Source organism: Orenia metallireducens, from assembly GCF_003001995.1.
GTDB lineage: Bacteria > Bacillota > Halanaerobiia > Halobacteroidales > Halobacteroidaceae > Orenia > Orenia metallireducens_B.
The window spans coordinates 1-23,582 of sequence record NZ_PVNB01000041.1 but is presented as its reverse complement, the minus strand read 5'-3'; the positions used below and the strand labels follow the sequence as shown (position 1 = coordinate 23,582).

Annotated in this window: 17 protein-coding genes and 1 tRNA gene; 15 read left to right on the top strand and 3 right to left on the bottom strand. The window is 32.4% G+C overall.

Annotated elements, in window-relative coordinates:
- The first annotated feature begins 18 nt into the window (after positions 1-18).
- The 6 genes from BX659_RS17545 (at position 19) to BX659_RS17520 (ending at position 11,730) form a co-directional block, all read left to right on the top strand.
- Positions 19-95 (top strand) — tRNA-Met (locus tag BX659_RS17545).
- Between the two features lie 1,258 nt (positions 96-1,353).
- Positions 1,354-3,078, top strand: coding sequence for a glycogen synthase GlgA (gene glgA, locus BX659_RS17540; RefSeq protein WP_097019530.1), 1,725 nt, complete (start codon positions 1,354-1,356; stop codon positions 3,076-3,078).
- 135 nt (positions 3,079-3,213) lie between these two features.
- The gene (locus BX659_RS17535) at positions 3,214-3,969 is read left to right on the top strand and encodes a DUF4912 domain-containing protein (RefSeq protein ID WP_097019529.1); all 756 of its coding nucleotides are present in this window, start codon (positions 3,214-3,216) and stop codon (positions 3,967-3,969) included.
- A gap of 510 nt (positions 3,970-4,479) precedes the next feature.
- The gene (locus tag BX659_RS17530; RefSeq protein WP_097019528.1) at positions 4,480-6,129 is read left to right on the top strand and encodes a glycoside hydrolase family 57 protein; all 1,650 of its coding nucleotides are present in this window, start codon (positions 4,480-4,482) and stop codon (positions 6,127-6,129) included.
- Positions 6,130-6,180: 51 nt separating this feature from the next.
- Complete coding sequence (glgP, locus tag BX659_RS17525; protein ID WP_097019527.1) at positions 6,181-8,712, top strand: alpha-glucan family phosphorylase; 2,532 nt, start codon at positions 6,181-6,183, stop codon at positions 8,710-8,712.
- Positions 8,713-8,868: 156 nt separating this feature from the next.
- The gene (locus BX659_RS17520; protein ID WP_172432009.1) at positions 8,869-11,730 is read left to right on the top strand and encodes an Eco57I restriction-modification methylase domain-containing protein; all 2,862 of its coding nucleotides are present in this window, start codon (positions 8,869-8,871) and stop codon (positions 11,728-11,730) included.
- An 80-nt stretch (positions 11,731-11,810) separates the two neighbouring features.
- On the opposite strand, the gene BX659_RS17515 is transcribed toward BX659_RS17520, so the two are convergent.
- Complete coding sequence (locus tag BX659_RS17515) at positions 11,811-12,158, bottom strand: hypothetical protein (RefSeq protein WP_097019525.1); 348 nt, start codon at positions 12,156-12,158, stop codon at positions 11,811-11,813.
- Between the two features lie 414 nt (positions 12,159-12,572).
- Between BX659_RS17515 and BX659_RS17510 the strand changes: the two genes are divergently transcribed.
- From BX659_RS17510 to BX659_RS17480, 7 genes are all read left to right on the top strand, one after another.
- Complete coding sequence (locus BX659_RS17510) at positions 12,573-13,241, top strand: DUF421 domain-containing protein (protein WP_097019524.1); 669 nt, start codon at positions 12,573-12,575, stop codon at positions 13,239-13,241.
- 116 nt (positions 13,242-13,357) lie between these two features.
- Positions 13,358-13,603 (top strand): hypothetical protein, encoded by a 246-nt coding sequence (locus BX659_RS17505; RefSeq protein ID WP_097019523.1) that lies wholly within the window; start codon positions 13,358-13,360, stop codon positions 13,601-13,603.
- A 126-nt stretch (positions 13,604-13,729) separates the two neighbouring features.
- Positions 13,730-13,879, top strand: coding sequence for a DUF1540 domain-containing protein (locus tag BX659_RS17500; RefSeq protein ID WP_097019522.1), 150 nt, complete (start codon positions 13,730-13,732; stop codon positions 13,877-13,879).
- A gap of 115 nt (positions 13,880-13,994) precedes the next feature.
- Positions 13,995-14,507 carry a transcription repressor NadR gene (locus tag BX659_RS17495; protein WP_097019521.1) on the top strand — a complete coding sequence of 171 codons (513 nt, stop codon included), beginning with the start codon at positions 13,995-13,997 and terminating at the stop codon, positions 14,505-14,507.
- 17 nt (positions 14,508-14,524) lie between these two features.
- The gene (locus BX659_RS17490) at positions 14,525-15,247 is read left to right on the top strand and encodes a hypothetical protein (protein ID WP_097019520.1); all 723 of its coding nucleotides are present in this window, start codon (positions 14,525-14,527) and stop codon (positions 15,245-15,247) included.
- A gap of 388 nt (positions 15,248-15,635) precedes the next feature.
- On the top strand, positions 15,636-16,337 hold the full coding sequence (sleB, locus tag BX659_RS17485) for a spore cortex-lytic enzyme (RefSeq protein WP_097019519.1): 702 nt from the start codon (positions 15,636-15,638) through the stop codon (positions 16,335-16,337).
- Between the two features lie 299 nt (positions 16,338-16,636).
- On the top strand, positions 16,637-17,623 hold the full coding sequence (locus tag BX659_RS17480; protein ID WP_097019518.1) for a hypothetical protein: 987 nt from the start codon (positions 16,637-16,639) through the stop codon (positions 17,621-17,623).
- A gap of 190 nt (positions 17,624-17,813) precedes the next feature.
- Here the strand turns inward: BX659_RS17480 and BX659_RS17475 are convergent, their stop codons facing one another.
- Both BX659_RS17475 and BX659_RS17470 read right to left on the bottom strand, forming a co-directional pair.
- Positions 17,814-18,800, bottom strand: coding sequence for a DUF4382 domain-containing protein (locus BX659_RS17475; protein WP_097019517.1), 987 nt, complete (start codon positions 18,798-18,800; stop codon positions 17,814-17,816).
- A 353-nt stretch (positions 18,801-19,153) separates the two neighbouring features.
- Positions 19,154-19,387, bottom strand: a complete 234-nt coding sequence (locus BX659_RS17470) for a hypothetical protein (RefSeq protein WP_097019516.1) — start codon at positions 19,385-19,387, stop codon at positions 19,154-19,156.
- Positions 19,388-19,609: 222 nt separating this feature from the next.
- Between BX659_RS17470 and BX659_RS17465 the strand changes: the two genes are divergently transcribed.
- Both BX659_RS17465 and xerA read left to right on the top strand, forming a co-directional pair.
- Positions 19,610-22,069 (top strand): DUF3656 domain-containing U32 family peptidase, encoded by a 2,460-nt coding sequence (locus tag BX659_RS17465; RefSeq protein ID WP_097019515.1) that lies wholly within the window; start codon positions 19,610-19,612, stop codon positions 22,067-22,069.
- 296 nt (positions 22,070-22,365) lie between these two features.
- Entirely contained in the window at positions 22,366-23,409 is a 1,044-nt protein-coding gene (xerA, locus tag BX659_RS17460) for a site-specific tyrosine recombinase/integron integrase (protein ID WP_097019514.1), read from the top strand.
- The last annotated feature ends 173 nt before the right edge of the window (positions 23,410-23,582 follow it).

The window sequence follows — 23,582 nt, the reverse complement described above, 5'->3', positions numbered from 1 at the left end:
AGCTGTTAGCCAAAACATGGCGGTGTAGCTCAGTTGGCTAGAGCATACGGTTCATACCCGTAGAGTCGGGGGTTCAAATCCCTCCGCCGCTACCATAATAAAAAACTCTAAATTAGAACTGTTTCCAAATAAGGAGAGAGTTTTTTTATTTTTTATACACATAAAAAAGAAGTAGATTGGAATATTCCAATCTACTTCTTTTGCTTAATTTTGGTGTTTTTTTGCTTTGCGTTCTAGTTCAGCTTGTCGTTCAGCTCTAAGAAGGTCTTGCTCTTTAGATTTGACAAAATAAATGCTTTCATAGTACATAGATATCACCTCACAAGTTTTTTTATGGTAACTTGCTCGGCTACTCAGTACTTTAAAGAGAATCGATTCTACTAATTACTCTCTTCTTATTTATATTATATGCTAGTTTAGGATTAATGTAAACAGTTGCTATTAAATTTTTTGAAAATTTAATAATTTGAAGAATTTGTATGGATTTATTTTAGATGATGATCTAACTTTCTCTTACAGCCTTCTAGATCTCAAGAATAGTTAAAATATATTTGTAAAAGATAAAAATACCATTTAAAGTTACAATAATGTTAAATGAATGTAAAACCTTTCATCAACTGTAATTAAAAGCTTTTAAAATTCTGATTTATATGTTAAAATGTATTCAACTTACATAAAATGTAAGTTGATGGTTGCTTTATAGTTTTGAATTTTTTTATAAAAGAGATAAGCTAAAGAAATGTTTATACTAAGGGGAATAGTTATTGGAATAAAAGGTTAGTGTTCTGGTCATAATTTAAATTGTATGCTTAAATTAATATCTCTAAAACAGGTCAGTCTTAATTAAATATTATATTTGTGACTTAATAATCTAATTTTAATCTCTTTTTATATAGATATATTATGATATTTTCAATTAAGTTTAAGGCTAAGGGTGAGTTTGAGCAAACGATATAACATTAAGATAATGTTTTACTTATACTTACTTGGGGTTTATAGGCTACTTTGTGATAAAATCCATTTAATCTTGAACTTAAACTGTATAATAACCTACTAACATGCCTGTATTAAGGATTAATTAATAGGAGCTATTAAATTTATGTGTCTATATCGTTGAGAGTTTTGTTTAATATAAAATTTATTTTTATAAAACATATCAACAACTAGTGTAATCATATATTTAATAAATAAGCAAAAATTGATTATTTTTCGTTAGAACATTTTCAAAAAAATAAATTAAGAATATGTATTAAAATTTTAATTTTGCATAATTATGGATAAAGAGAATATATTTTAATATAGTTTCCTTTTATTCGATATAAAAATCTATCTATTAATTGGAGGAGGATTACAATGAAGAATAAATTAAAGATATTATTTGTATCTTCTGAAGTGGCACCGTTTGCCAAAACTGGTGGGTTAGCTGATGTAGCTGGATCATTACCACAAGCTATAAAAAAAGAAGGCCATGATATTAGGGTAGTTATGCCCCAATACAGTCAAATTCCTCAAAAGTATCTCCAGAATTTAGAGCATCAACTTCACTTTAGAACTAGAGTTGGTTGGAGAGACAATTATGTAGGAGTAAATACTTTGCAAAGAGAAGGAGTAATTACTTATTTTATAGATAATAAGAATTACTTTAATCGGGCTAGTCTTTATGATAATGAAGATAAGCATATTCAATTTGCTTATTTCTGCCGTGCTGTATTAGAGATGCTACCAAAAATAAACTTTCAACCAGATATTATTCATTGTAATGATTGGCAGACTGGTCCTTTGAGTATTATGCTCAAAGAAAATTATCAAATCTATGATTTCTATAAAGATATTAGAACAGTTTATACAATTCATAATTTGCGTTATCAAGGTGTATTTGGTAAAGAGGTTCTTGATGATGCCTTAGCATTGAGTTCTAAGTATTGGGATTGGGGAGTGGTTTGCCATGATGACTGTATTAATTATATGAAGATGGCCATTGAGATGTCTGATATTATTACTACAGTCAGTAAAACCTATGCTGCTGAAATTCAAACCCCTTATTTTGGTGAAGGTTTAGATTATGTCTTAAGAATGAACTCTGATGATTTATATGGTATTGTAAATGGTATTAGTCATCAGGAAAACGATCCTACTTCTGATGATAGAATCTATGCTAAGTACAGTGTAGATAACCTATCAGGAAAGTATGAAAATAAGAGAAGGCTACAAGCAGATATGGGTTTACCTATCAGAGAGGATGTTCCAGTTATTAGTTTAATCTCTAGATTGGTTGAGCAGAAAGGGTTGGATTTGATTGCTGCTGTTATTGATGAACTACTACAAGAGAATATACAGTTAATTATCTTAGGAACTGGAGAATATGTTTATGAAGAGATGTTCAAGGAGGTAGGATGGCGTTATCCTAATAAAGTTTCAGCAAATATTAGATATGATAGTAATTTGGCACAAAAAATTTATGCTGGAAGTGATATCTTCTTAATGCCTTCTAAATATGAGCCCTGTGGTTTAGGACAGTTGTTTAGCTTAAGATATGGTACTATACCTGTTGTTAGGGAGACTGGTGGATTGAATGACACTATCAGCTCTTATAATGAAGTAACAGAAGAAGGAAATGGATTTACCTTTAGAAATTATAATGCCCATGATATGTTATATACCCTTCGTAGAGCTATTAGCTTTTATCATCAGCCAGAATTGTGGAATGAGTTAGTGAAAAAGGCTATGGAATCTGATTTTAGTTGGAATAACTCTGCTTGTGAGTATATTCAATTATATTGTAAACTTTTAGGTATAGATCAAGAAGAAGTGAATAAAAATAAAGAATTAGAAACAAAAGTTCTCAAGTTAAATATGGATTTAAATTCTCAAGTTGATGATCTAGCTCAAAAGGTTAATCTCAATCTTGCTAGTAAAGATATTCTAACTAATTTAAAAGGTGTTGGGCCTTCTTTAGCAGAGAGGATTGTTAATTATAGAATTAAAGAGGGGACTTTTGAAAATTTGGATGAGTTAAAGAAGGTAAAAGGAATAGGCAGTAAGTTGTTTGGTCAGTTAAAGGGGCTATTAACTTACTAATATTATAATATAGTGTAGATTGATTTTGCTATTTATCTTCAGGGAAACCCATAATTGAGCTTTAATCTTTATTATTTTATGGAGTTCACTGATGTTTATAATTTATAACTATAAGTTTTAGAGGAGGGGTTTAGTATGTCTAAGATGCAAGAAGTTAACTTAAATCAATTAAACAATAAGGAGGTGTTAAGTAGCCCGCAAACAAGTGAGCTAGCTCAGAAGAAAATGGCTGATAATGAGCCAAATCAAGATAATGTTAATCAATATCAAATTCCTGATAGCTATAAAGAGAATAAGTTGGTGTTACAGGTTAAAAATCCAAAAACTGCCCATTTATATTGGGAGTATAATATGGATAAGATTGATGAGATTTGCCATCAGGCTGGCTATAAAGGCTTAGGAGATTCTCCTTTGGTTTTGAGGGTTTATAATCTTAGTCTAGGTGATAATTATAATGTCTATTATGATATTAATATCACTTCTGATAATGATAGCTGGTACTTAAATGATTTAACACCAGCAAATACTTATGAGGTAAAGTTAGGTGTGTTGGACAAATTTGGAAACATACATACTGTTCTTGAATCTAATCGAGTTAGTATGCCTACTAATAAGATCAGTGATCTATTAGATGAAGAATGGATGACAGTTAAGGAGACTATGGATATAATTTATCTATTATCTGGTGTTCTAGCAAGGGGGCAAGAAGGTCTTAGTTCTGCAGAATTAATTAAAAAAGAGTTGAGAAAAATCAGTGAAGAGTTAGAGTTGGATTTATATAGTTTGGAAGAGAGGATAAGCTCTTTAGAGCTATTTAATTTAGGAGAATTAGAAGGGTCAGCGGAATTACTCAAGGGGTCAGCTGAGATATTAAAGGTATTAGGAAGGTAATATATATAACTTTGGTAGAGATTGGATTGTAATGATAATTTTACTCTTATAAAAGACTAACTTTATTGTATTTATATTAGTAAAAAATGTTTTGTGTTAGTAGAAAATTTGTTGAAATTAAGAGAGTAACAAGTAATGAAGTGACCAGTGATGATAACAGATTTTTAAGTCTTTAACCATTACTTGTCACTTGTTACTAATGTGTCAAAAATTTGTTCATTATTACTCTCTATATTAAATTTAAACTAATACAAAGCATAAAAATAAATCAATTTATTTTTTATTACCTAGATTAATCACATACATATAAACCTTATAATGGTAGATTAGCTTAAGATTATATAGATGATTATATTTATAAGTTCTAATTTTTGAAATTGTATTACTTGATTTTGATTTATATTAAGTCAAAGGGAGGATAAAATATCTTTCTGTATAATTACGTAAACAGTAAGGTGTTTTTATAAGTTAAATTTATATATTTTATTAAATTATTTAGGAGTGATGACTATGGCAGCGGAAAAAGGGTATTTATCATTAGTATTACATGCACATTTACCATTTGTGCGACATCCAGAGCATGAAGACTTTATGGAAGAGAACTGGCTTTATGAAGCCATTACAGAGACATACATACCATTAATCAATCATTTTGAGGATTTGGATCGCGATGGGGTAGAGTATAGGCTTACTATGTCCTTAACTCCACCATTGATCTCTATGTTAGCAGATCCACTATTACAAGACCGTTATGTTAGACATATTGATAAATCGATTGAATTAGCTCAAAAAGAGGTGGAGCGTACTAAAGATAATCCTGATTTTAATAAGACGGCAAGATTTTACTTAGAGAGATTTGAAAAGGCTAGAGAGACCTTTGTACATAGATATAATAAGAATTTGGTCAATGCTTTTAAGAAGTTTCAAGATTTAGGATATTTAGAGATTATTACTTGTGGTGCTACTCATGGTTACTTACCATTGATGCAACAATATCCTGAAGCAGTAAGAGCACAGATTGAAGTAGCAGTAGAGACTCATAAGAAGCATTTAGGAAGAGAACCTAGAGGAATCTGGTTACCAGAGTGTGCTTATTATCCAGGTGTAGATAAGGTTTTAAAAGAATTTAAGATTAGATTCTTTATTGTAGATACTCATGGGGTATTACATGCTACACCTCGCCCTAAATATGGAGTCTTTTCGTCTATCTATACTCGTTCGGGAGTTGCTGCTTTTGCACGAGATCAAGAGTCTTCTCGTCAAGTTTGGAGTTCTAAGATAGGTTATCCAGGAGATTATAATTATAGAGAATTCTATCGTGATATTGGATTTGAATTACCTTTAGATTATATAGGACCATATATTCATCCTGATGGAATTAGAATGGATACAGGAATTAAGTATCATAAGATTACTGGATCAGAGTGTGGCTTAGATGCTAAACAGCCTTATGACCCATATGCAGCAAGGGATAAAGCTGCCGATCATGCAGGTAATTTCTTATTTAACAGAACTAAGCAGATTGAGTATTTAGATGAATTAATGGACAGAAAGCCTATTATCTTATCACCATATGATGCCGAACTATTTGGACATTGGTGGTATGAAGGACCAGATTTTATTAACTTCTTAATCAGAAAGGCTTATTATGATCAAGATGTAGTTAAGATGATATCCCCAATAGATTATTTAGAGGAGTATCCAAGTAATCAAGTCTGCCAACCACCAATGTGTAGCTGGGGTGCTAAAGGATACAATGATGTCTGGCTAGATGATAGCAATGACTGGATTTATCGCCATCTACACCATGCTGCAGAGAAGATGATTGAGTTGGCAACAGAGATTCATTATCCAGATGATTTGACAAGAAGGGCATTAAATCAGGCTGCTAGAGAGCTGTTATTAGCTCAAAGTAGTGACTGGGCATTTATTATGATGACTGGAACCACTGTTGAATATGCTGTTAATAGAACAAAAGCTCATATTAGTAGATTTTTAGACTTATATAATCAAATAAAATCGGGTAATATAAATGAAGATTTCTTAGGTGAAACCGAATGGAAAGACAATATATTCCCAGATATTGATTATAAAGTCTATAGTAGAAGACATCAACCTAGGATAGAAGGAAAAGGTGAAGATATCGTAATATCTAGCTAGCCTAATAAATTTTAATAGGTATAGCAAATATAACAGTTAGAGGTGGTATGGATGCAATTCTATGGTAGTTTATCAGTTAAACCAGAATTACCAGCAGAGATTGAAGGTTTAGAACGTATCTCTAAAAATTTATGGTGGTGTTGGAATCCACAAGCAGAAGACTTATTTAGAAGGATTGATTTTAAATTATGGAAAAAGGTCAATAAAAATCCTGTAAAGTTTATCTCTAAAATAAGTTATAAAACTTTGCAAAAAATTGCTGAAGATGACAACTTTTTAACAGACTATAACAAAGTCATAGAATCCTTTGATAATTATTTAAATCGTCAAGATACTTGGTTTAATCGTAATTTTGATCAATTAGCAGAAGGACGAGTAATTGCTTATTTTTCTGCTGAGTTTGGGTTTCATGAGTCCCTACCAATTTATTCGGGAGGGTTAGGGGTTCTTGCTGGGGATCATTGTAAATCTGCCAGTGATTTGGGATTACCCTTTGTTGGAGTAGGTTTGCTTTATCGTAATGGATACTTCCAACAAAAAATCAATAATGAAGGATGGCAGAAGGCAGTCTATCCAGAGCTAGACTTTGATTTATTAGCAGCAAATCCAGTTAAAGATGATTCTGGAGATGACTTAATTCTCTCCATTAAATTAGAACAGAGAGATGTTTACTTTAAAGTTTGGGAAGTAAAGGTTGGAAGGATCAGTGTTTATTTATTAGACACTGATTTAGAAGCTAATACTGAAGGTGATAGAAAGCTGACTTCTAGGTTATATGGTGGAGGTTCTGAAACTAGAATCTCCCAAGAAATTCTTTTAGGTATTGGAGGAACTAGAGCTTTATATAAGATGGGATATAAGCCAGCGGTTTGGCATATGAATGAAGGTCATTCTGTTTATCTAGGTTTAGAAAGGATTAGAAATTTAATCAAAGACAATGATATGGACTTCTATCAAGCTATGGAGAAGGTTGCTGCTAATACTGTCTTTACTACTCATACACCTGTTCCTGCAGGTAATGAAGTATTTACTTTTGCTTTAAAGGATAAGTATTTCTCTAATTACTGGCAAGAAGTAGGGCTAAGCAGAGAAGAGTTTATGAGATTAGGAATGATTCATGAGTATGATGAAGGGTTTGGATTGACTGTATTAGCTCTAAGATTATCCCGTTTCCATAATGGAGTGAGTGCTTTACACGGGGATGTATCTAGTAATATGTGGAAGGATTTATGGCCGTCTGTGCCTGTCGATGAGAATCCAATTACTTATATTACCAATGGGGTTCATACTTTGACTTGGTTAGCTCCAGAGTTGAAGGAGTTATTTGACAAGTATCTTCCAGCAAATTGGCGGGACAGGATTGAAGATAAGCAAGTATGGGCAAAGGTTAAGGAGATTCCTAATCAGGAGTTTTGGGAAGTTCATAGAGCATTAAAATCTAGGATGATAGACTTTGCTCGCCAGAAGGATTTAGCTAGAAAAAAGAGATATAGTGGTTTAGCTGAACTGGATGAAGGTCTATTAGATAAAGATACCTTAACTATTGGATTTGCTCGTAGATTTGCAACTTATAAGCGGGCAACTTTAATCTTAAAAGATTTAAAAAGACTAAAAGAGATCTGTAATAACCATGGCAAAGAGGTTCAGTTTGTCTTTGCAGGAAAGGCCCATCCAGCTGATATTCCTGGTCAAGAGTTGATTAAAGAGCTACACAATATCTCTGAAAGTGAAGAATTTAAAGGAAAGTTTATTATTTTGGAAAACTATGATATGAACTTAGCACGATACTTAGTTCAAGGTGTAGATGTTTGGTTAAACAATCCAAGAAGACCTCTAGAGGCGAGTGGAACCAGTGGACAGAAGGTAGCTGCTAATGGTGGTTTGAACTTTAGTGTTTTAGATGGATGGTGGTGTGAAGGTTATAATGGTAAAAATGGTTGGGGAATTGGTTATAAGTCTGAATATAGTAATCGTGAAGAGCAAGATTTAATCGATAGTAAGTCCTTATATGATACGTTAGAGCAAGAGATTGTACCATTATATTATAATACTGATGATAATGGTATTGCCCATGGATGGATTGAATATATGAAAGAAACTATAGCCAGTAATGCCCCTAAATATAGTACCGACCGTATGGTACAAGAATATACCAAGAGATTATATATCCCTGCTATTAAGCGGGGAATAGACTTTGAAGATAATAAAGAAGCTATTGATTTAGCGAAATGGAAGTATATCTTAAAGAGTAATTGGGATAAGATAGAGATTAATTCTGCTAATGAAGGTGTTCAAGGTAAATTTAATATTACCGATGAGCTTGAACTAACTGCTCAAGTCAAGCTAGGTGATTTGATACCTGAAGATGTAAGGGTAGAGGTCTATTTAGTTGATAAGCAGAATCAAAATTCTTCTAAGGTGGTACCTATGGAGTTAAAGCCGATAGGAGAAGATAATAATTATACTTATAGTGTTAAGATTAAATTTGAAGAGACTGGAGAGTATAATTATACCTTTAGGGTTGTTCCAAATCCAGATAAATTAGCTAATAAGCATGAGATAGGTTTGATTAAATGGATTTAATTTAGTTAAGAAAAGCGTTGGAATTTTCCAACGCTTTTCTATTTCTATTATGAGATTCTTATCAGTGTTTATATGCATTGTAAAAATAGAATAGGCACTAATAATTATAAATCAAGCTATAATTTAAAGAAATGAATCTTAATGAGGTGTTTAACTATGAATAGACAGGCATTATTTGAGGATATAGATAAAATTTATAATATATTATTAGTAGATTATCAACAAGAGTTCAAAGATAGATTAAAGAATAAAGAATTTGAGAAGATTATTGATCAATATCAGAGGGCAGATAAAGTTGAAACTAAGCAGGAGAGAAGAGATTGGAATAATGATTTCTGTATTAAAGTAACCTACTTATCTATTATTAAGCTATTAATCTTAAAGTTTATTCAAGCTAAGAACTTGATTAGGGAGTTTGATTTAGCAGATTACTCTTTAAAGACCATCTCTAAGGTAGTTTTTGATAACTTTACTGGAGCCTTTGATTTTGATTCTAAATGGGAGCTATTAAGTCGCAATAAGCAGATGATTGATAGTGTAGCTGGAATTTTAAATAAATATAACTTTGGAGATTTAAACACTAAGCTCTTAGGAGAGGTCTATCAACATTTAGTATCACATATGTCTAAAAGAAAGACTGGTCAGGTTTATACCCCTGAGAGTATTATTACCTTTATCTTAAAAAATACCTTAGATAATTATGATATTATTAAAAATCCTTATCTGAAAGTATTGGATCCTTCTTGTGGGAGCGGTTATTTTTTACTAGAGGCTTATGATATCTTATATGATAAGTATAGCAGTAATTTGGAGAAGCTAAAGGAGCTTTACCCTAAAAAAAATTGGAGTGTAAATAAGATACATCAGCATATTTTAGAGAATAACCTATACGGTATTGATTTAGATAGTTTTGCGGTACAATTGACTATAGTCTCTTTACTCTTTAAGGGAGTTGATAGTCATTTACCTGTAAGAAATATAAATATTGCCGCTGGAGATTTTTTAAGGGAAGAATTTAAGGATAAATTTGATCTTATCATTGGGAATCCACCTTATGTAGGTCATAAAGAACTTAAGAGAGAGTATAAAGAATGGTTGAAGGATAATTATTCAGTTTATGCTGACAAGGCCGATCTCTCTTATTGTTTTTTAGAGAAGGGGGTAAAGTCTCTTAGTAAGGATGGAGAGTTAATGATGATAACTTCTCGTTATTTCTTAGAGTCACCTACTGGAGAGAAGTTAAGAGCTTATCTTCAAAAAGCGGTTAATCTCTTATTTATCTTAGATTTCTATGGTCTCCAACTTTTTGATAGTGCTATTGTAGATTCTATTATTATTAAACTATCTCTTCAAGCTAAAAATGATGATATGCTAGAAGTTATTAGGCTTAATAATAAAGCACAGAACTTCAAAGGCAAAGATATAATCGAAGAGATATCTAATCAAGTAAAGCAAGAGTATTATCAGAGATTTATTATTAAACAGTCAGAATTGAATTTTGAGGGCTGGAGACTTTTATCGAAAGAAGAGCAGTTAATTTGTAATAAGCTTGAAGAGCAAGGGGGATATACTTTAGGGGATATCTGTAAGAGTTTTCAAGGGATTATTACTGGGTATGATAAAGCCTTTGTGCTATCAAAGGATAAGGCTAGAGCAGAAGCGATAGAGCATGAGTTATTACGACCTTGGATTAAGAACCGTCATATTGGTCTTTACTCAATAAAAGAAGGAGACAAGGATTTAATCTATAGTGATTTGATAAGTTCTTCTGAGGATTTTCCACACGCGATTGCTTATTTAAGGCAGTTTAAAAAGCGGCTTAGTAAGAGACGGGAGTGTAGGAGGGGTTTAAAAGAGTGGTATCAATTACAATGGGGCAGAAGCCAAGGAATATTTGATAATAGAAAGATAGTCTACCCTTATAAGGCTGCTAAGAATCGCTTTGCTATTGATGATGGTGGTAATTATTGTAGTGCTGATGTTTATTTGTTGCTATTAAAAGAAGAGTTTAAAGCTAAGTTGACCTTAGAGTTTTTGGTAGGTCTGCTAAATTCTAAAGTGTATAATTTTTATTTTAAGAGCTTTGCTAAGAAGATGAGTTATGAATTATACGATTATTATCCTAATACTGTCTTACAATTGAAGATAAAGGTTGATAGACATTTAGAAGAGATTGATTGCTTGGTAAGGCAGATTAGGGCTTTAAAGGAAGAGATTAAAACTTTATCCTTCGTATCTTATTTAGAGAAAGCGGATTATAGTAATAAAGAGGAGTTATATCAAGGTTATTTAGAGTTTATTGAAAATTTAGCTAAAAAAGAATCGGCTCTGAGAGATTTACAATCAATCTTAGATTATCTAGTTTATGATATCTATAACTTAAATCTAGAAGAGATAGAGTTAATCTCTAATAAATTGAGAGAAGGTGAGTATGGAAGGCTAGAAGAGAAATACCTAGTTAAGATAGAGAGTGGAGATTACAATCAAGTAATTGCTAATAGGTCTAGTTTGGCAGTTGCTTTGAGTAAAGTTATAACACCAAAAGATTTACTTAGATTACACTATCAGCAAGAGTATAGTTTAGAGCAGATTTCTCAGCAGTTAGGTTGTGAATATCAAACCTTAGTTCTCTTAAGAAGGGATTATGCTCAAAAGAATCAAGTTGGATATAGATATTATAGTCATAAGCTATTAAAAGAGATAGTAGGAGAGTATATAGCAGAAAGGGTTAAGGAGATATTGAAGAAGGAAGATGCATACTTGAGTTTGGAAGAGCTTTATCAAAGGTTGATAACAAATGAGAGAAACACTGTGTTGCTAGATGCTGTTGATGAAAAGAGAGATAATTATCTAATTCTTAAGGATATAATCTTTGCTAGAAAATATACCTGGAATAAGTATCTAACTAGAAAGGAAAAAGGCTTGGAGTTGAAGTTGCCCTTTATTAATTATGAGGGATATATCTTGGGATTAACCTCTTGGGATGAGCAACATCTGATTTATTTTGAAAAAAACTAGTAATAAGAGATGAATAAAAGGTGAAAATAATTTTGTTCTTGTACTTATCACTTGTTATCCATCTCTACTTGTTTTCAGTGTTATCCTACATAAATAGAAGGAGGAGTTTCGATCTTATGGCGACCTATCTCATGACCGCTAGCAGTGATAACACCTTCTACAGTCTCATCACTAAATTGACCAGTCTGTACTAAATCACTGATATTAAATAAGGCAGTGGTCTCATCGGTATAGTGGTTATTAATCTGTTCAGCTTGAACACCTGCTCCACTGACTGGAGCACCTTCTTTATTTACTCCAAAAAAACGAAGGTCCTGTTCGGAAAATTGAGGATCATTGAATTTAATCATCAGATGCCCTGGAGAAATTTCAGCATCTGCTTTAATTTGAAAGTTTTCTTCATTTCTATTTCCGTAGTTCCCTTCCATATTGTTAATATTCCCTCCTTGGCTAATATCTGTATTTTTTTATTTATCTCTTTCTAAGGATTAGATGTAATAAAGATAAGAGAGGCTGAAAGATAGTTATAACTTTGACTTTATTATTATAGCCTAAATATAGTTCTATATACAGTAAAGTTTTATTAGTATTATGCATTCTGCTAATTAAATCTCACAGTAAATGATGTTAATTTATTTATTAATTCTAAATTATCAACTTAAAAAGTGTCTGAATATCTATTAATTGGATTATTTTGTCTAAAACACAAAACCCCTAGTATTATTTTATATTTTAGAATAAGTTCTAATTGCAGAAATTTCTATTCATAAAATGAGATTATTTGCTGATAATAATATTAGAAGAGAGGAATTATTATATTATTTTATCTAAGGGGGGAAGAGATGCTTAGTTTATTACTAAGAACAACCTTTATATATTTTTTAACCTTAGGTGCCTTGAGGTTGATGGGGAAAAGAGAGGTTGGAGAATTAACCCCTTTTGATTTGGTAGTATCACTAATGATAGCAGAACTAGGGGTAATTGTAATAGAAGAGAGAAACACTAAGTTAATTGATGCAATCGTTCCACTGCTTACCTTGGCTTCAATTGAATTAATCGTATCCTATTTATCTCTAAAGAGTAGTATCATCAGAAGATTAATTAATGGAACACCTAGTATCCTAATTAGAAATGGTAAGATTGATGAGCAGGAGATGAGAAAATCCCGCTATAGTATCCATGATCTTCTAATGCAACTTCATGAAAATAGTATCTTTAATCCATCAGATGTGGAGTTTGCAATTTTGGAGACCTCTGGAGATTTAACAGTAATTCCTAAATCTCAGCATAGGGGTTTAACTCCTGATGACTTAGGGATAAGTACTGACTATGAAGGTGTTCCTACCTTATTGATAACTGATGGAGAGGTTAATCAGAATGGATTGGCTGATGTTAATTTAGATGAGACATGGTTATTAAAAGAATTAGAGAAAAGAGGCATTAAGGGCTTTAAAGATGTTATGTTAGCAGTTTTAGAAACCGATGGGAATCTATATCTTTCTGTTAGATAGGTACTAATTGCCAATGGTCATTAATTAATACTTAGTATTTTCCAAAGATTAATGGATATAATTTATTTAAAGTTGTGGTAGATTAATAATAATATATAATTAAAGGAGGGAGCAAAATGGTTAAAGGTCCTAAAGATAAAAATAATAAACAATTAGAAGATATTGAAGATAAGCAAGAAGCAGAGGTATTTTCAATAGAGGATACAGAAGAGATAAATCCTGATGATTTTGATTCACCAGAAGAGTTAGAAAAGCTTAATAAAAATCAAGGAACTTTATCCCAAGTTAAAGACACTGAAGAATTAAATCCTGATGACTTTGATTTAGAGGAAGATTTAGAGAAATCAAAAAAGAATCAATAAAATTTATCCTAAATCAAAGACACTAAAGAGTCAAGGCCTGATAGTTTATAATCTTTTCTAAAAAGATAGAGGCAAGAGCTTCAGCTCTTGCTTTTAAAATTTTAAAATAAGAACAGAGGTGTTATTATGGCAAAGATTAAATGTAATGTAGAGAGCTGTGCCTATAATGCTAAAAAAATATGTAGTTTAGAAGAAATTCTAGTTACTTGTGATGATAATGGAGAATTTAGTAGGTATGCTGAAGGAACAAAATGTGCAAGTTTCGCAAGAGAATGATTATTAAGCTGGCGTGATGCCAGCTTTTTTTAGCAGGATTTTTAGTATTTATAATGAAATAGATACTATAAAGAGGGCTTTAAGCTAAATAATTTGTAGTTTGGGAGTGATGAGTATGTCTGCAGCAGATAGAAGAAGGATGCTTTTAGATAAATTAAGGAAAGCAAGTGGACCGATAATCGGTTCTGATTTGGCAGATGACTTTGGGGTAAGTCGCCAAGTAATTGTTCAAGATATTGCATTATTAAGAGCACAGGGTGAAGAGATATTGGCTACAGCAAGGGGATATATGGTTTCTCAAGATAGTAATATGGTAGAAAAGACGATGGCTTGTAAGCATCAGCCTGAAGATATAGAAGAGGAGTTGTTGACCATAATCAAATATGGGGGGAGAATAAAGGATGTAGTTGTTGAACACTCTATTTACGGTGAAATTAAGGGGATATTAATGATACAAAACCGCAAGGATTTAGAGGAATTTATGCAAAATTATAAGAAAGAAGATGTTAAACCACTATCAACCTTGACTGAAGGAGTACACTTACATACTATTGAAGCTTTAAATAAAGAAGTATTGGAATTGATTGAAGATAAGTTAAAAGAGAAGGGGTTTTTATTACAAAGTTAAGGTGAAATGGAAGGGAGTTGATAATAATTAGTGTAAAAGAGGAGAAAACCATTCCCTTTTTAATTACTATTTCTTATTTAGCCTCTTTTTTATTGATTAGATTGATGGTATTAATTGCAGGTTCTGCAGAGAGTAAATTTGCTCAGGTAGCCAAAGAGGGATTGAGTCCTAATACAACTTTTTATATAGGAAGGAATATAATCTTATTTGGTCATCATATCCATCATTTTTATTTTGGGATACTATTAATTGCTATTGCAGGTTGGATTGCTATAGTTCGCTCATCAATCTTAAATAGAAGGCATGCCGCAATAATTTATGGGATGGGATTAGGACTCTTTATGGATGAGATTGGACTACTGTTGACCTGGGGGAATTACTACTCAGGATTAACCTATTTATTGAGTCTATTTTTAATAGGTCTATTTTTAAATATAATCTTCTTTCCTTATTTCTGGTCAGAGGTTAGAAAGAATCTTGTAGAATCAAATGTAACTTCGATTATTTGGAATACTTTATTAAGTTATACTAATTTTATAAAGGTGGCGGATAAAGTGAGTGAAAAGACTGGAAAGACTGAACGGGCCAGTTTAATCTTTACTGGTCTGATGTATTTATTTGTAGGGATATTGATCTTATTATACCCGCAATTTGTCTATTACTGGGTTGCTGGTATCTTCTTAATTCAAGGGGTATCCTCTTTGGTTGGTGCTTGGCAGAAGAGTGAAGATAAAGAATAAGGATTAGCTCTAGGGCTAATCCTTATTCTTTATTAAAATAGTTTATGTTATTAAAGGTTGAGGGTTAATGGGAATATTGCGACAGTTTTTTAAATGAATAACGAAGAATTAAAAGGTCTTAAAGTAGGGTCTGGTCGCGACCAGACCCTACAAAAAGATTAATATTTATAAAATAATGAAAGTGTCGCACTTTCTATATATTATATCAATTCTTCAAATCATAAGTCGCTGTTTTCCAATTGATTCAATTAATTTACAATAAGTTCCTTTGAAATTCTACATCTCTCTAGGTATAATGATATTCGTTCGTTGGAAAATTACAAAAAATGATCAATGATGATAATCTAGTTCTATTTATAAAAAGAAAATAATCAGGAGGTGTAGTAAAATGAAGAAGAATATTGCTATAGTATTAGCTTTAGCGATCTTATCAATGGGTATATTCACGGCAGTAGGTGAAGCGGCGGCTTTAGGTCATAGATTATTACACTTTGGTGCTAGGGGTAATGATGTGAAGACATTACAGAAAGAATTGGCTAAGGAAGGTTATTTCACAGTTGAAGCCACTGGTTACTTTGGTCCTATAACCGAAAAAGCTGTTATTAATTTCCAAAAGGATAACAGAATTAGGATTGATGGTATGGCTGGGTATGAGACTATTAATGAGTTAAAGGATGGAAATGAGTATAAGAATATGGCAACTGTTAATAATTATTCTAAGTATAGAGTTAATGTAACTAAAGAAGAGTTAAACCTATTAGCAAGAGCTGTTTACTCTGAAGCAAGAGGTGAAAGCTATGAAGGTCAGGTTGCTGTAGCATCTGTTATCTTAAATAGAGTAGCAGATCCAAGGTTCCCAAATACGATTAAAGGAGTTATCTTTGAACCTTGGGCCTTTACAGCAGTTCATGATGGTCAATTCTGGTTAACACCAGACCCAAAGGTGATGGATGCTGTTTATGATGCTCTAAAAGGATGGGATCCAACTAAAGGAGCAGTCTTTTACTATAATCCAGCGAAGGTAACATCTTACTGGATTTATACTAGAGAGATTATCACAAAAATCGGAAAACATTACTTTGCTAAGTAATAAAAATAGCCCTCATCTGAGGGCTATTTTTTACATATTCCATTCTCAATTCTAAAAACTCTCACATTATCTCTATATAAGTACATATTTAAATTTCATTCTAAAATTGGATGAACTAGTATAATGTTGAAATCACACTCGATATAGTTTCTCAATATCAATATAATTACTACAGATTGATGATAATTGTATTAATAAGCTGAAATTGCAGAAAAAACAATAGTTCTAAAAAGAAGGAAAAAATTATTTTTTGGAGAAATAATGAGAATAGTTAGAGAGTGATGAGAAGGAGGTAGAGTATGGGGGATAGCAATTTTGTTTCTCTTGATGAATCAGAAGATATAGCTGCTGTAGAGGGGAGCGAGAGCGGCTTAGATAGATTATCAGAAGGGGATACTGATAAAATTGAAAAGGATTATATTCATCTTCAAGGTAGGGTCTCTTATGGTGGGAAGAGTAAGGTACATGTACTATTTATTGTAATCATAGGTGTAGAAAGTAGGAAGTTGATAAACTTTGAAGCTACAGTTAGTAATAGAGATGATATTTTATATGTGCCAACTGACAATAAGGGGTTTTTAAGAATTATATCCAAAACTTCTGAAGAGGAGAAGAAGAAAGGAAGAATGATTCGGGCTAAGCTTAAGGAGCAGCTGGCAGAAGAGGATATTATAGAATTTATTAATCTCTTTGGAGCAGATGAGATTGAGGAGATTAATGATAGATTTAAAGCTCGGTTAGGGGATATAGTAAAAGAACATGTAGAAACATCTTTATTTATGGAATTAAAGGATTATGAGGAGTTAAAGGAGAGGTATCCTCATTTATTTTATGATGATAATCAAGATGAGGAAGTGGATGAAGGTGAAATTATAATTGATTGCCTTCCTCAGATATCTGCTGTTCATGGAAAGAGAATAGGAGAATTGGAGAAAGGTGATATAATTTTAGTTAGGTTATCTGAGCTTGATTATCGTAATTTTTCTGAAAAGTTATCTGATATGATTGTTGATCAAGATAAATTAGAGGTAAGAATAGAAGAGATTTATTTTGATGATAAGAAGAAGATATATTACTTACTGCTAGATTTAGGAGAGGATATCAAAGGTAGGTTGATTGTTGAGTCGGAATCAGAATTAAAATTAGCAGTACCAAAGCTTAGGGCTAAAGAGATTGCTAAGCAGAGCTCATATAAATCTACTAATAGTCAAGGATTAATCTTATATAGTTTTGTATTCATATCTATTTTGGCTATAATAACTATCGTTTTATTTTATTATATTTAATGATTTATCAAGAATGAATTGCTAAAGTGAATAAATGGTGATCTTATTCTAAAGTATCCTAACTCACTCTACTTATTTATTAATACAGAGTTTATTAATAATTTTAAAAAGCTAGGAGGAATTATTCCTCCTAGCTTCGTTTATAAATATGGGTTTTTAAAATAGATGTCATATAACTTTTTTGATTCTATTACTCATTAGTAGTTGTTGTATCAACAGTTACTTCTTCTAAGATGATATTTTCTGGTAGTGGGGTGACTTGTTCTGCGATTACATCAACAGTAATATTATTAGTTTGTTGATACATTGCTTCATTATTAGTATTTAAGACTTCATCGGGATTTCCATCTTGGTTTAAGTCTTCTCCAGTAACTACTTTAGCTGTAATAGTATAAGTTCCTTTTTCAAGTCCTCTTAATAGGAAGGAACCAGCTGGTTTGTCATTTTCATCAATAATTTCATCATTATTTGTATCCATAGCTTCAGCAGTAGCTACTGTTGAAGCAACTTTTGTTTCACCATTCCAAGCCTCTATTAGAACATCATAACCAGTAATAGCTTGACCAGTAGTATCTACTACCCTTCCTTGGATATCACCAGAGATAACTTGGTCTATAATCTTGATAGCAGTAGGTCTTAAGATTATCTTACCACTATTTCCTGCGCTATGCATAATCTTACTTACATCAGCATCTAATAATAATCTAGTGATCTTCCCATCTTCAATAGTAAAGTCATGATTAATCTTTAAACCAGTTTGAGTTCCACTTGGAATAGTCAAAGTACGAACTGTATCATCTTTAAAGACAACCTCTGAATTTTGAGAAGCAAGAATCAATCTAATTTGATTATAGTGTCCAGCTACTAACATTTCTTGTCCTAATAATTCTTGGTCAAAGCGTAATGTCAATAGATCAAAGGTTGCTTCGCCACCATTGTCAGAAAAATCGTTGATTGTTTCCCAGACCTCTTGACCATCATCTAAACGGCTGACTTGTACTTCAGAAAGGGTTACATTGACTTTTGCTACATTGTTGACAGGTGCATCAGCTAAGGATAAGGCTAATTCACCACTTCCACCACTAAGGGTAGTGCTACTATCTCCATCACTACATCCTGTGATTGCTAAAGATAATGCTAATAATGCGATTAAAAGAAATGATCTTTTCTTTGTCATATCTATCTCCTCCTTAATTTAATAAATCTAATTGTGTATAGGTTAGTTGACTAATTCTTAATTAAATTATAATATACTCTTAGATAAATTAATGTAAGCTGTCATACTAAAAATAAATTCCAAAAATATAATTTATTATCTTTCAATGGGATTATTGGGACACTTTTTAGTTGATGGTTAGGTAGTTAGGGAACCTGCCCACCTATTTAGTTAAAACCCTAAATTATCGTAATATATCTAAATTGTATCAGTTCTAATACCAATACAATTCTTTACTATATTAATTCGAGCTAATAGGTGATTATCTTCTTTGTAGTTATAGGCTAACTTCTTAAATATTGCTAAAGTTAAGATTAGATGGAATTAAATCGCCCTTCTCTAAGAAATTGTCTAATTATCTTTAGTGAAACTTCTGTCTCATGGTGTATATCCTTGATATTTGAGCCTGGATTATCCCAGAGATAATCTCTTATCTTTTGGAAGTTTTCTCTCTCTTCTTCTATACAGTCAGGACATAGACTCTGTCCATTATTAACAAAGATATGGTTGCATTTCTTACAATTTTTAAGCTTCATCTCTAACCCCATAGTTATCACCCCTTTAAATCAGCAGATTTATAATTTTAATTATCTTTCAATAATATTATCATATATTTTAAAGTGGATTAATGTAATGAGTCATACATAATAGAGAATTTAATTGCAATCAAAAGTGGGATAATATAAAATAAGTGACGGGTAACGAGTCACAAGCAATAAAATTAATTAGAAGATTAAATATTAATTTAAATTATGGGGGTATTAATATAAATGTATGATTATAGATTAAATCAAATAGAGTTATTATCACCAGTGGGGAATTGGAATAGTCTATATGCAGCAGTACAGAATGGGTGCGATGCTGTTTATTTGGGAGGTAAGAGCTTTAATGCTCGCAAGAGTGCTGATAATTTTACTCTAGATGAGTTAAAAGACGTTTTTGCTTATGCCCATATTCGTGGGGTTGAGGTTTATGTGACTGTCAATACTCTTTATAAGGATAGTGAGGTTAAGGGGGTATTGGAGTTTATCGAAAATATTTATCAGTATGGAGTAGATGGAGTAATTCTACAGGATCTAGGAACTGCTAAGTTAGTGAAAGGTAACTTTCCTAACTTAGAGCTTCATGCTAGTACTCAGATGACTATACATAATGTAGAGGGTGCAAAGTATCTAGAAGAGTTAGGTTTCTCGCGGGCGGTGATGGCTAGAGAGTTGTCAATTGCTGAGGTTAAGGAGATAGCCAAGAATACTAATTTAGAGATAGAAGCCTTTGTGCATGGAGCTTTGTGTATCTCTTATTCAGGACAATGTCTGATGAGTAGTTTAATTGGAGGACGAAGTGGTAATCGTGGTCGTTGTGCCCAGCCTTGCCGTCTTCCGTATAGTCTGGTAGATTTAGAGAATGGAGAGGTGGTTAAGAAGGAGCATGAGAAGAAGTATCTACTTAGCCCTAAGGATATCAATACCTTGGAGATTATACCTGAGTTGATTGAGGCAGGGATTACTTCTTTTAAGATTGAGGGCAGGATGAAGCGACCAGAATATACTGCTTTGGTAACAGAAAAATATCGGAAGTATATTGATGGATACTTTGAAAAGCGAGCTTATCAAGTCTTAACTAAAGATCAAGAAGAGATAGAGCAAATCTTCAACCGTGGTGGCTTTATTCCTGGCTATTATTTAGGTAAGGATAATTTAGATTTAATCAGCCATCAACGTCCTAAGAACTGGGGTGTCAAGGTAGGAGAGGTGCTTGCTTATAATCAACAGACTAAGGAATGTAAAATTAAATTATCTAAAAACCTTAGTGAAGGTGATGGAATTGAGGTCTGGGTTGATGGTGGTAAAAATACAGGGATGGTACTTTCAGATTATCAGCAAATTAGCAAGGATATTATCTCTGTGGAGATTAGAGGAAAAATCAAAGAAGGTAATCCAGTTTATCGGACTTCACAGAAGGAGTTGTTGGAAAGATTACAAGAGAGTTATGTATTGCCTGATACTATCAAGAAGGTTGAGATTTTTGGACAAGTATCAGCTAAGCTAGGTAGACCGATGGAAATAAGCCTATGGGATTCAGCAGGTCATTATGTCTCGGCTCAAAGTGATTTTATTCCTGAAGAGGCTCAAAAGCGGGCAATTAGTGATGATGATTTTGAGGAACAATTAAGTAAGCTGGGAAATACACCTTATGAATTAGAAAGCCTAGAGTTGGATATTGATGATAATCTCTTCATTCCTATTTCTAAAATCAATGAGTTACGCCGTGATGGAGTAGAGAAGTTAGATTATCAGCGGAGTCAGCAGTTTATCGAGACTCCTAGGAATGATAGAATCAAAGATGAGACTTTGAGCTTAGAGAGTTCGAAGCTTGGAGATAAGAAGGACTTAGCTGTATATCTAAAATCCCTAGATTATATCGAAGAGGTCTTAGAGTTAGGAGTAGATAGGGTCTATTGTGATAGTCGAGGCTTGCAGATAGAGAAGATAATTGATAAGTTTAAAGGTTATCAGAGCCAGTTGTTTGTGAAGTTACCTCAAATCTCCCGTTCAGCAGAGATGAAGAGGGTCAAAAAAGAGATTGAAGAGTTAGAGCAGTCAGAGGTTAGTGGTTATCTAGTCCCACAATTGGGAGTAGCGGAGCTGTTAACAGATAGTGAAAAGCTATTAATTGCTGACTATCCACTAAATACCTTCAATTCTTATACTGTTAAGCATTGGCAGGAAGAAGGTTATCAGAGCTTAGTCCTTTCGCCAGAGCTGAATCTACAGGAGATTAAAGAGATAGCCAAGTATAATAATATTGACAAAGAGCTGATCGTCTATGGACACTTACCGATGATGATAACTGAGTATTGTCCAATTGGGAGTGTGAAGAATGATTTCTCTTTTGATAAAAAGTGTCAAGGTGAGTGTAGCAATAGGAGCTATGGTCTCTTAGACCGGAAGGGGATGGTAGCTCCAATCGAGGCTGACCGTAGTAGCTGCACGACGATTATTTACAATAGTCAGCCACTATATCTAATAGATTATCTAGCTGAGATTAGTTTAGCTGGTTGTCAAAGCTATCGTCTGGACTTTATTTTGGAGGAGAAGGATGAGGTGCTTGAGATAATTAAAGCTTATCAAGCTAAGTTACAGGGTGAGGATGTGGATTTGAGTGAGTTGAGCTTTAGGTTTAAGAAGAAGGGATATACTACTGGTCATTTTTATCGGGGGGTGGAGTAAGACGGTTGACAGTTGACAGTTAAAAGAATATTAGAAGCGAGAGAGTCGGGGTGAGTGCCTCGGCTTTTTTAATTACTACTGAGCATTGTTACATAGATTATTAAAGATAAATTAATAGTAATTAACTATGATTGTTTCAGTTACGGATATTTTCTAGAACTTTTAGAAGTAATTTGCAGGATTTTAGCAAATATAGTAGTAATACAATGGTATATAATTCTTTTGATGCATATAAAAGACATGAATTGGTTATAAATTTTATAAAAGGAGATTTAAATTGTGAAAGGAGCTAATTTATGTCTATAGTATTAAATAAAGATGGAGATTATCTAATAGTTAGTTTTAAGTATTCTGAGAAAAGGGTAGAAAGAATAAGACAAGTGAGAGGACGGAGGTGGGATGGGGAAAATAAGGTTTGGAGAGTTCCTTATTCATTAGATAATATAAAGAAGATAAAAGAGATATTTATAGATGAAAAGGTTGTCTTAAATTTTCAATATTTTAGTGAAAATGAAGTTATAATTGAAAAGTTTATAGAATATCTAGAATTAAAAGGATATGGTAAAAAAACTGAGAGTGTATATTTAAGTCATATTAAACAATTTACTAATTTTATTGACAAGAGTCTTAAAAAGGTTAGAGCAGAAGATATAAAAAGATATCTATTATATTTGTTAAATGAACGGGAACTCTCTCATTCTTTTGTTAATCAAGCTGTGAGTGCTATAAAATTTTTGATTATAAAGGTACTTAAGAAAGATAATATTATAGTTGATTTACCTAGACCTAAAAAAGAGAAAAAGTTACCTAAAGTGCTGAGTGAGAAAGAGGTAATTAGAATATTAAAATCACTGAATAATGAAAAGCATAAAACAATCTTATATTTGGTTTATTCTGCTGGTCTAAGAGTAGGCGAGGTCATTAAATTAAAATGTGAAGATATTGATAGTGATAGAATGTTAATTAAAGTTAGGCAAGGAAAGGGGAAGAAGGATAGGTATACTACTCTTTCACAACTTGCTTTAGAGCAAGTTAGGAAATATTATAAATTGTACAAGCCTAAAAAATGGTTATTTCCTGGAGCTAAGTCAAATACTCATTTGACAATAAGAACTGTGCAAAGAATTTTTAAGAAGGCTTGTTCTAAGGCAGAGATAAAGAAGAAAGTATCTGTTCATGATTTAAGACACTCTTTTGCTACACATTTATTAGAAAGGGGGACAGACCTTCGCTATATTCAAGAGTTGCTTGGGCATAAGAGTTCTAGAACCACAGAAGTTTATACACATGTTAGTAAAAAGAGTATCAGTAAGATTGAAAGTCCGTTAGATAAGATATGAATTGTTGGAAGTGATTAGGATTGAATATATAAGGGGTATTAACGACACCAACGTCGTTAATACCCCAAGATATAGAGTATTAACGACACTAGTGTCGTTAATACAAGAGTTATATTAAATGCTTCGCATAGAAAAGTACAAGAATGGGAATACTATTAAATCACTTGAACAAT

Bases quoted from the DNA above. Each gene is read 5' to 3' on its own strand.
- glgA (WP_097019530.1), top strand. From the start codon at position 1,354: ATGAAGAATAAATTAAAGATATTATTTGTATCTTCTGAAGTGGCACCG.
- BX659_RS17535 (WP_097019529.1), top strand. From the start codon at position 3,214: ATGTCTAAGATGCAAGAAGTTAACTTAAATCAATTAAACAATAAGGAG.
- BX659_RS17530 (WP_097019528.1), top strand. From the start codon at position 4,480: ATGGCAGCGGAAAAAGGGTATTTATCATTAGTATTACATGCACATTTA.
- glgP (WP_097019527.1), top strand. From the start codon at position 6,181: ATGCAATTCTATGGTAGTTTATCAGTTAAACCAGAATTACCAGCAGAG.
- BX659_RS17520 (WP_172432009.1), top strand. From the start codon at position 8,869: ATGAATAGACAGGCATTATTTGAGGATATAGATAAAATTTATAATATA.
- BX659_RS17515 (WP_097019525.1), bottom strand. From the start codon at position 12,158: ATGGAAGGGAACTACGGAAATAGAAATGAAGAAAACTTTCAAATTAAA.
- BX659_RS17510 (WP_097019524.1), top strand. From the start codon at position 12,573: ATGCTTAGTTTATTACTAAGAACAACCTTTATATATTTTTTAACCTTA.
- BX659_RS17505 (WP_097019523.1), top strand. From the start codon at position 13,358: ATGGTTAAAGGTCCTAAAGATAAAAATAATAAACAATTAGAAGATATT.
- BX659_RS17500 (WP_097019522.1), top strand. From the start codon at position 13,730: ATGGCAAAGATTAAATGTAATGTAGAGAGCTGTGCCTATAATGCTAAA.
- BX659_RS17495 (WP_097019521.1), top strand. From the start codon at position 13,995: ATGTCTGCAGCAGATAGAAGAAGGATGCTTTTAGATAAATTAAGGAAA.
- sleB (WP_097019519.1), top strand. From the start codon at position 15,636: ATGAAGAAGAATATTGCTATAGTATTAGCTTTAGCGATCTTATCAATG.
- BX659_RS17480 (WP_097019518.1), top strand. From the start codon at position 16,637: ATGGGGGATAGCAATTTTGTTTCTCTTGATGAATCAGAAGATATAGCT.
- BX659_RS17475 (WP_097019517.1), bottom strand. From the start codon at position 18,800: ATGACAAAGAAAAGATCATTTCTTTTAATCGCATTATTAGCATTATCT.
- BX659_RS17470 (WP_097019516.1), bottom strand. From the start codon at position 19,387: ATGGGGTTAGAGATGAAGCTTAAAAATTGTAAGAAATGCAACCATATC.
- BX659_RS17465 (WP_097019515.1), top strand. From the start codon at position 19,610: ATGTATGATTATAGATTAAATCAAATAGAGTTATTATCACCAGTGGGG.
- xerA (WP_097019514.1), top strand. From the start codon at position 22,366: ATGTCTATAGTATTAAATAAAGATGGAGATTATCTAATAGTTAGTTTT.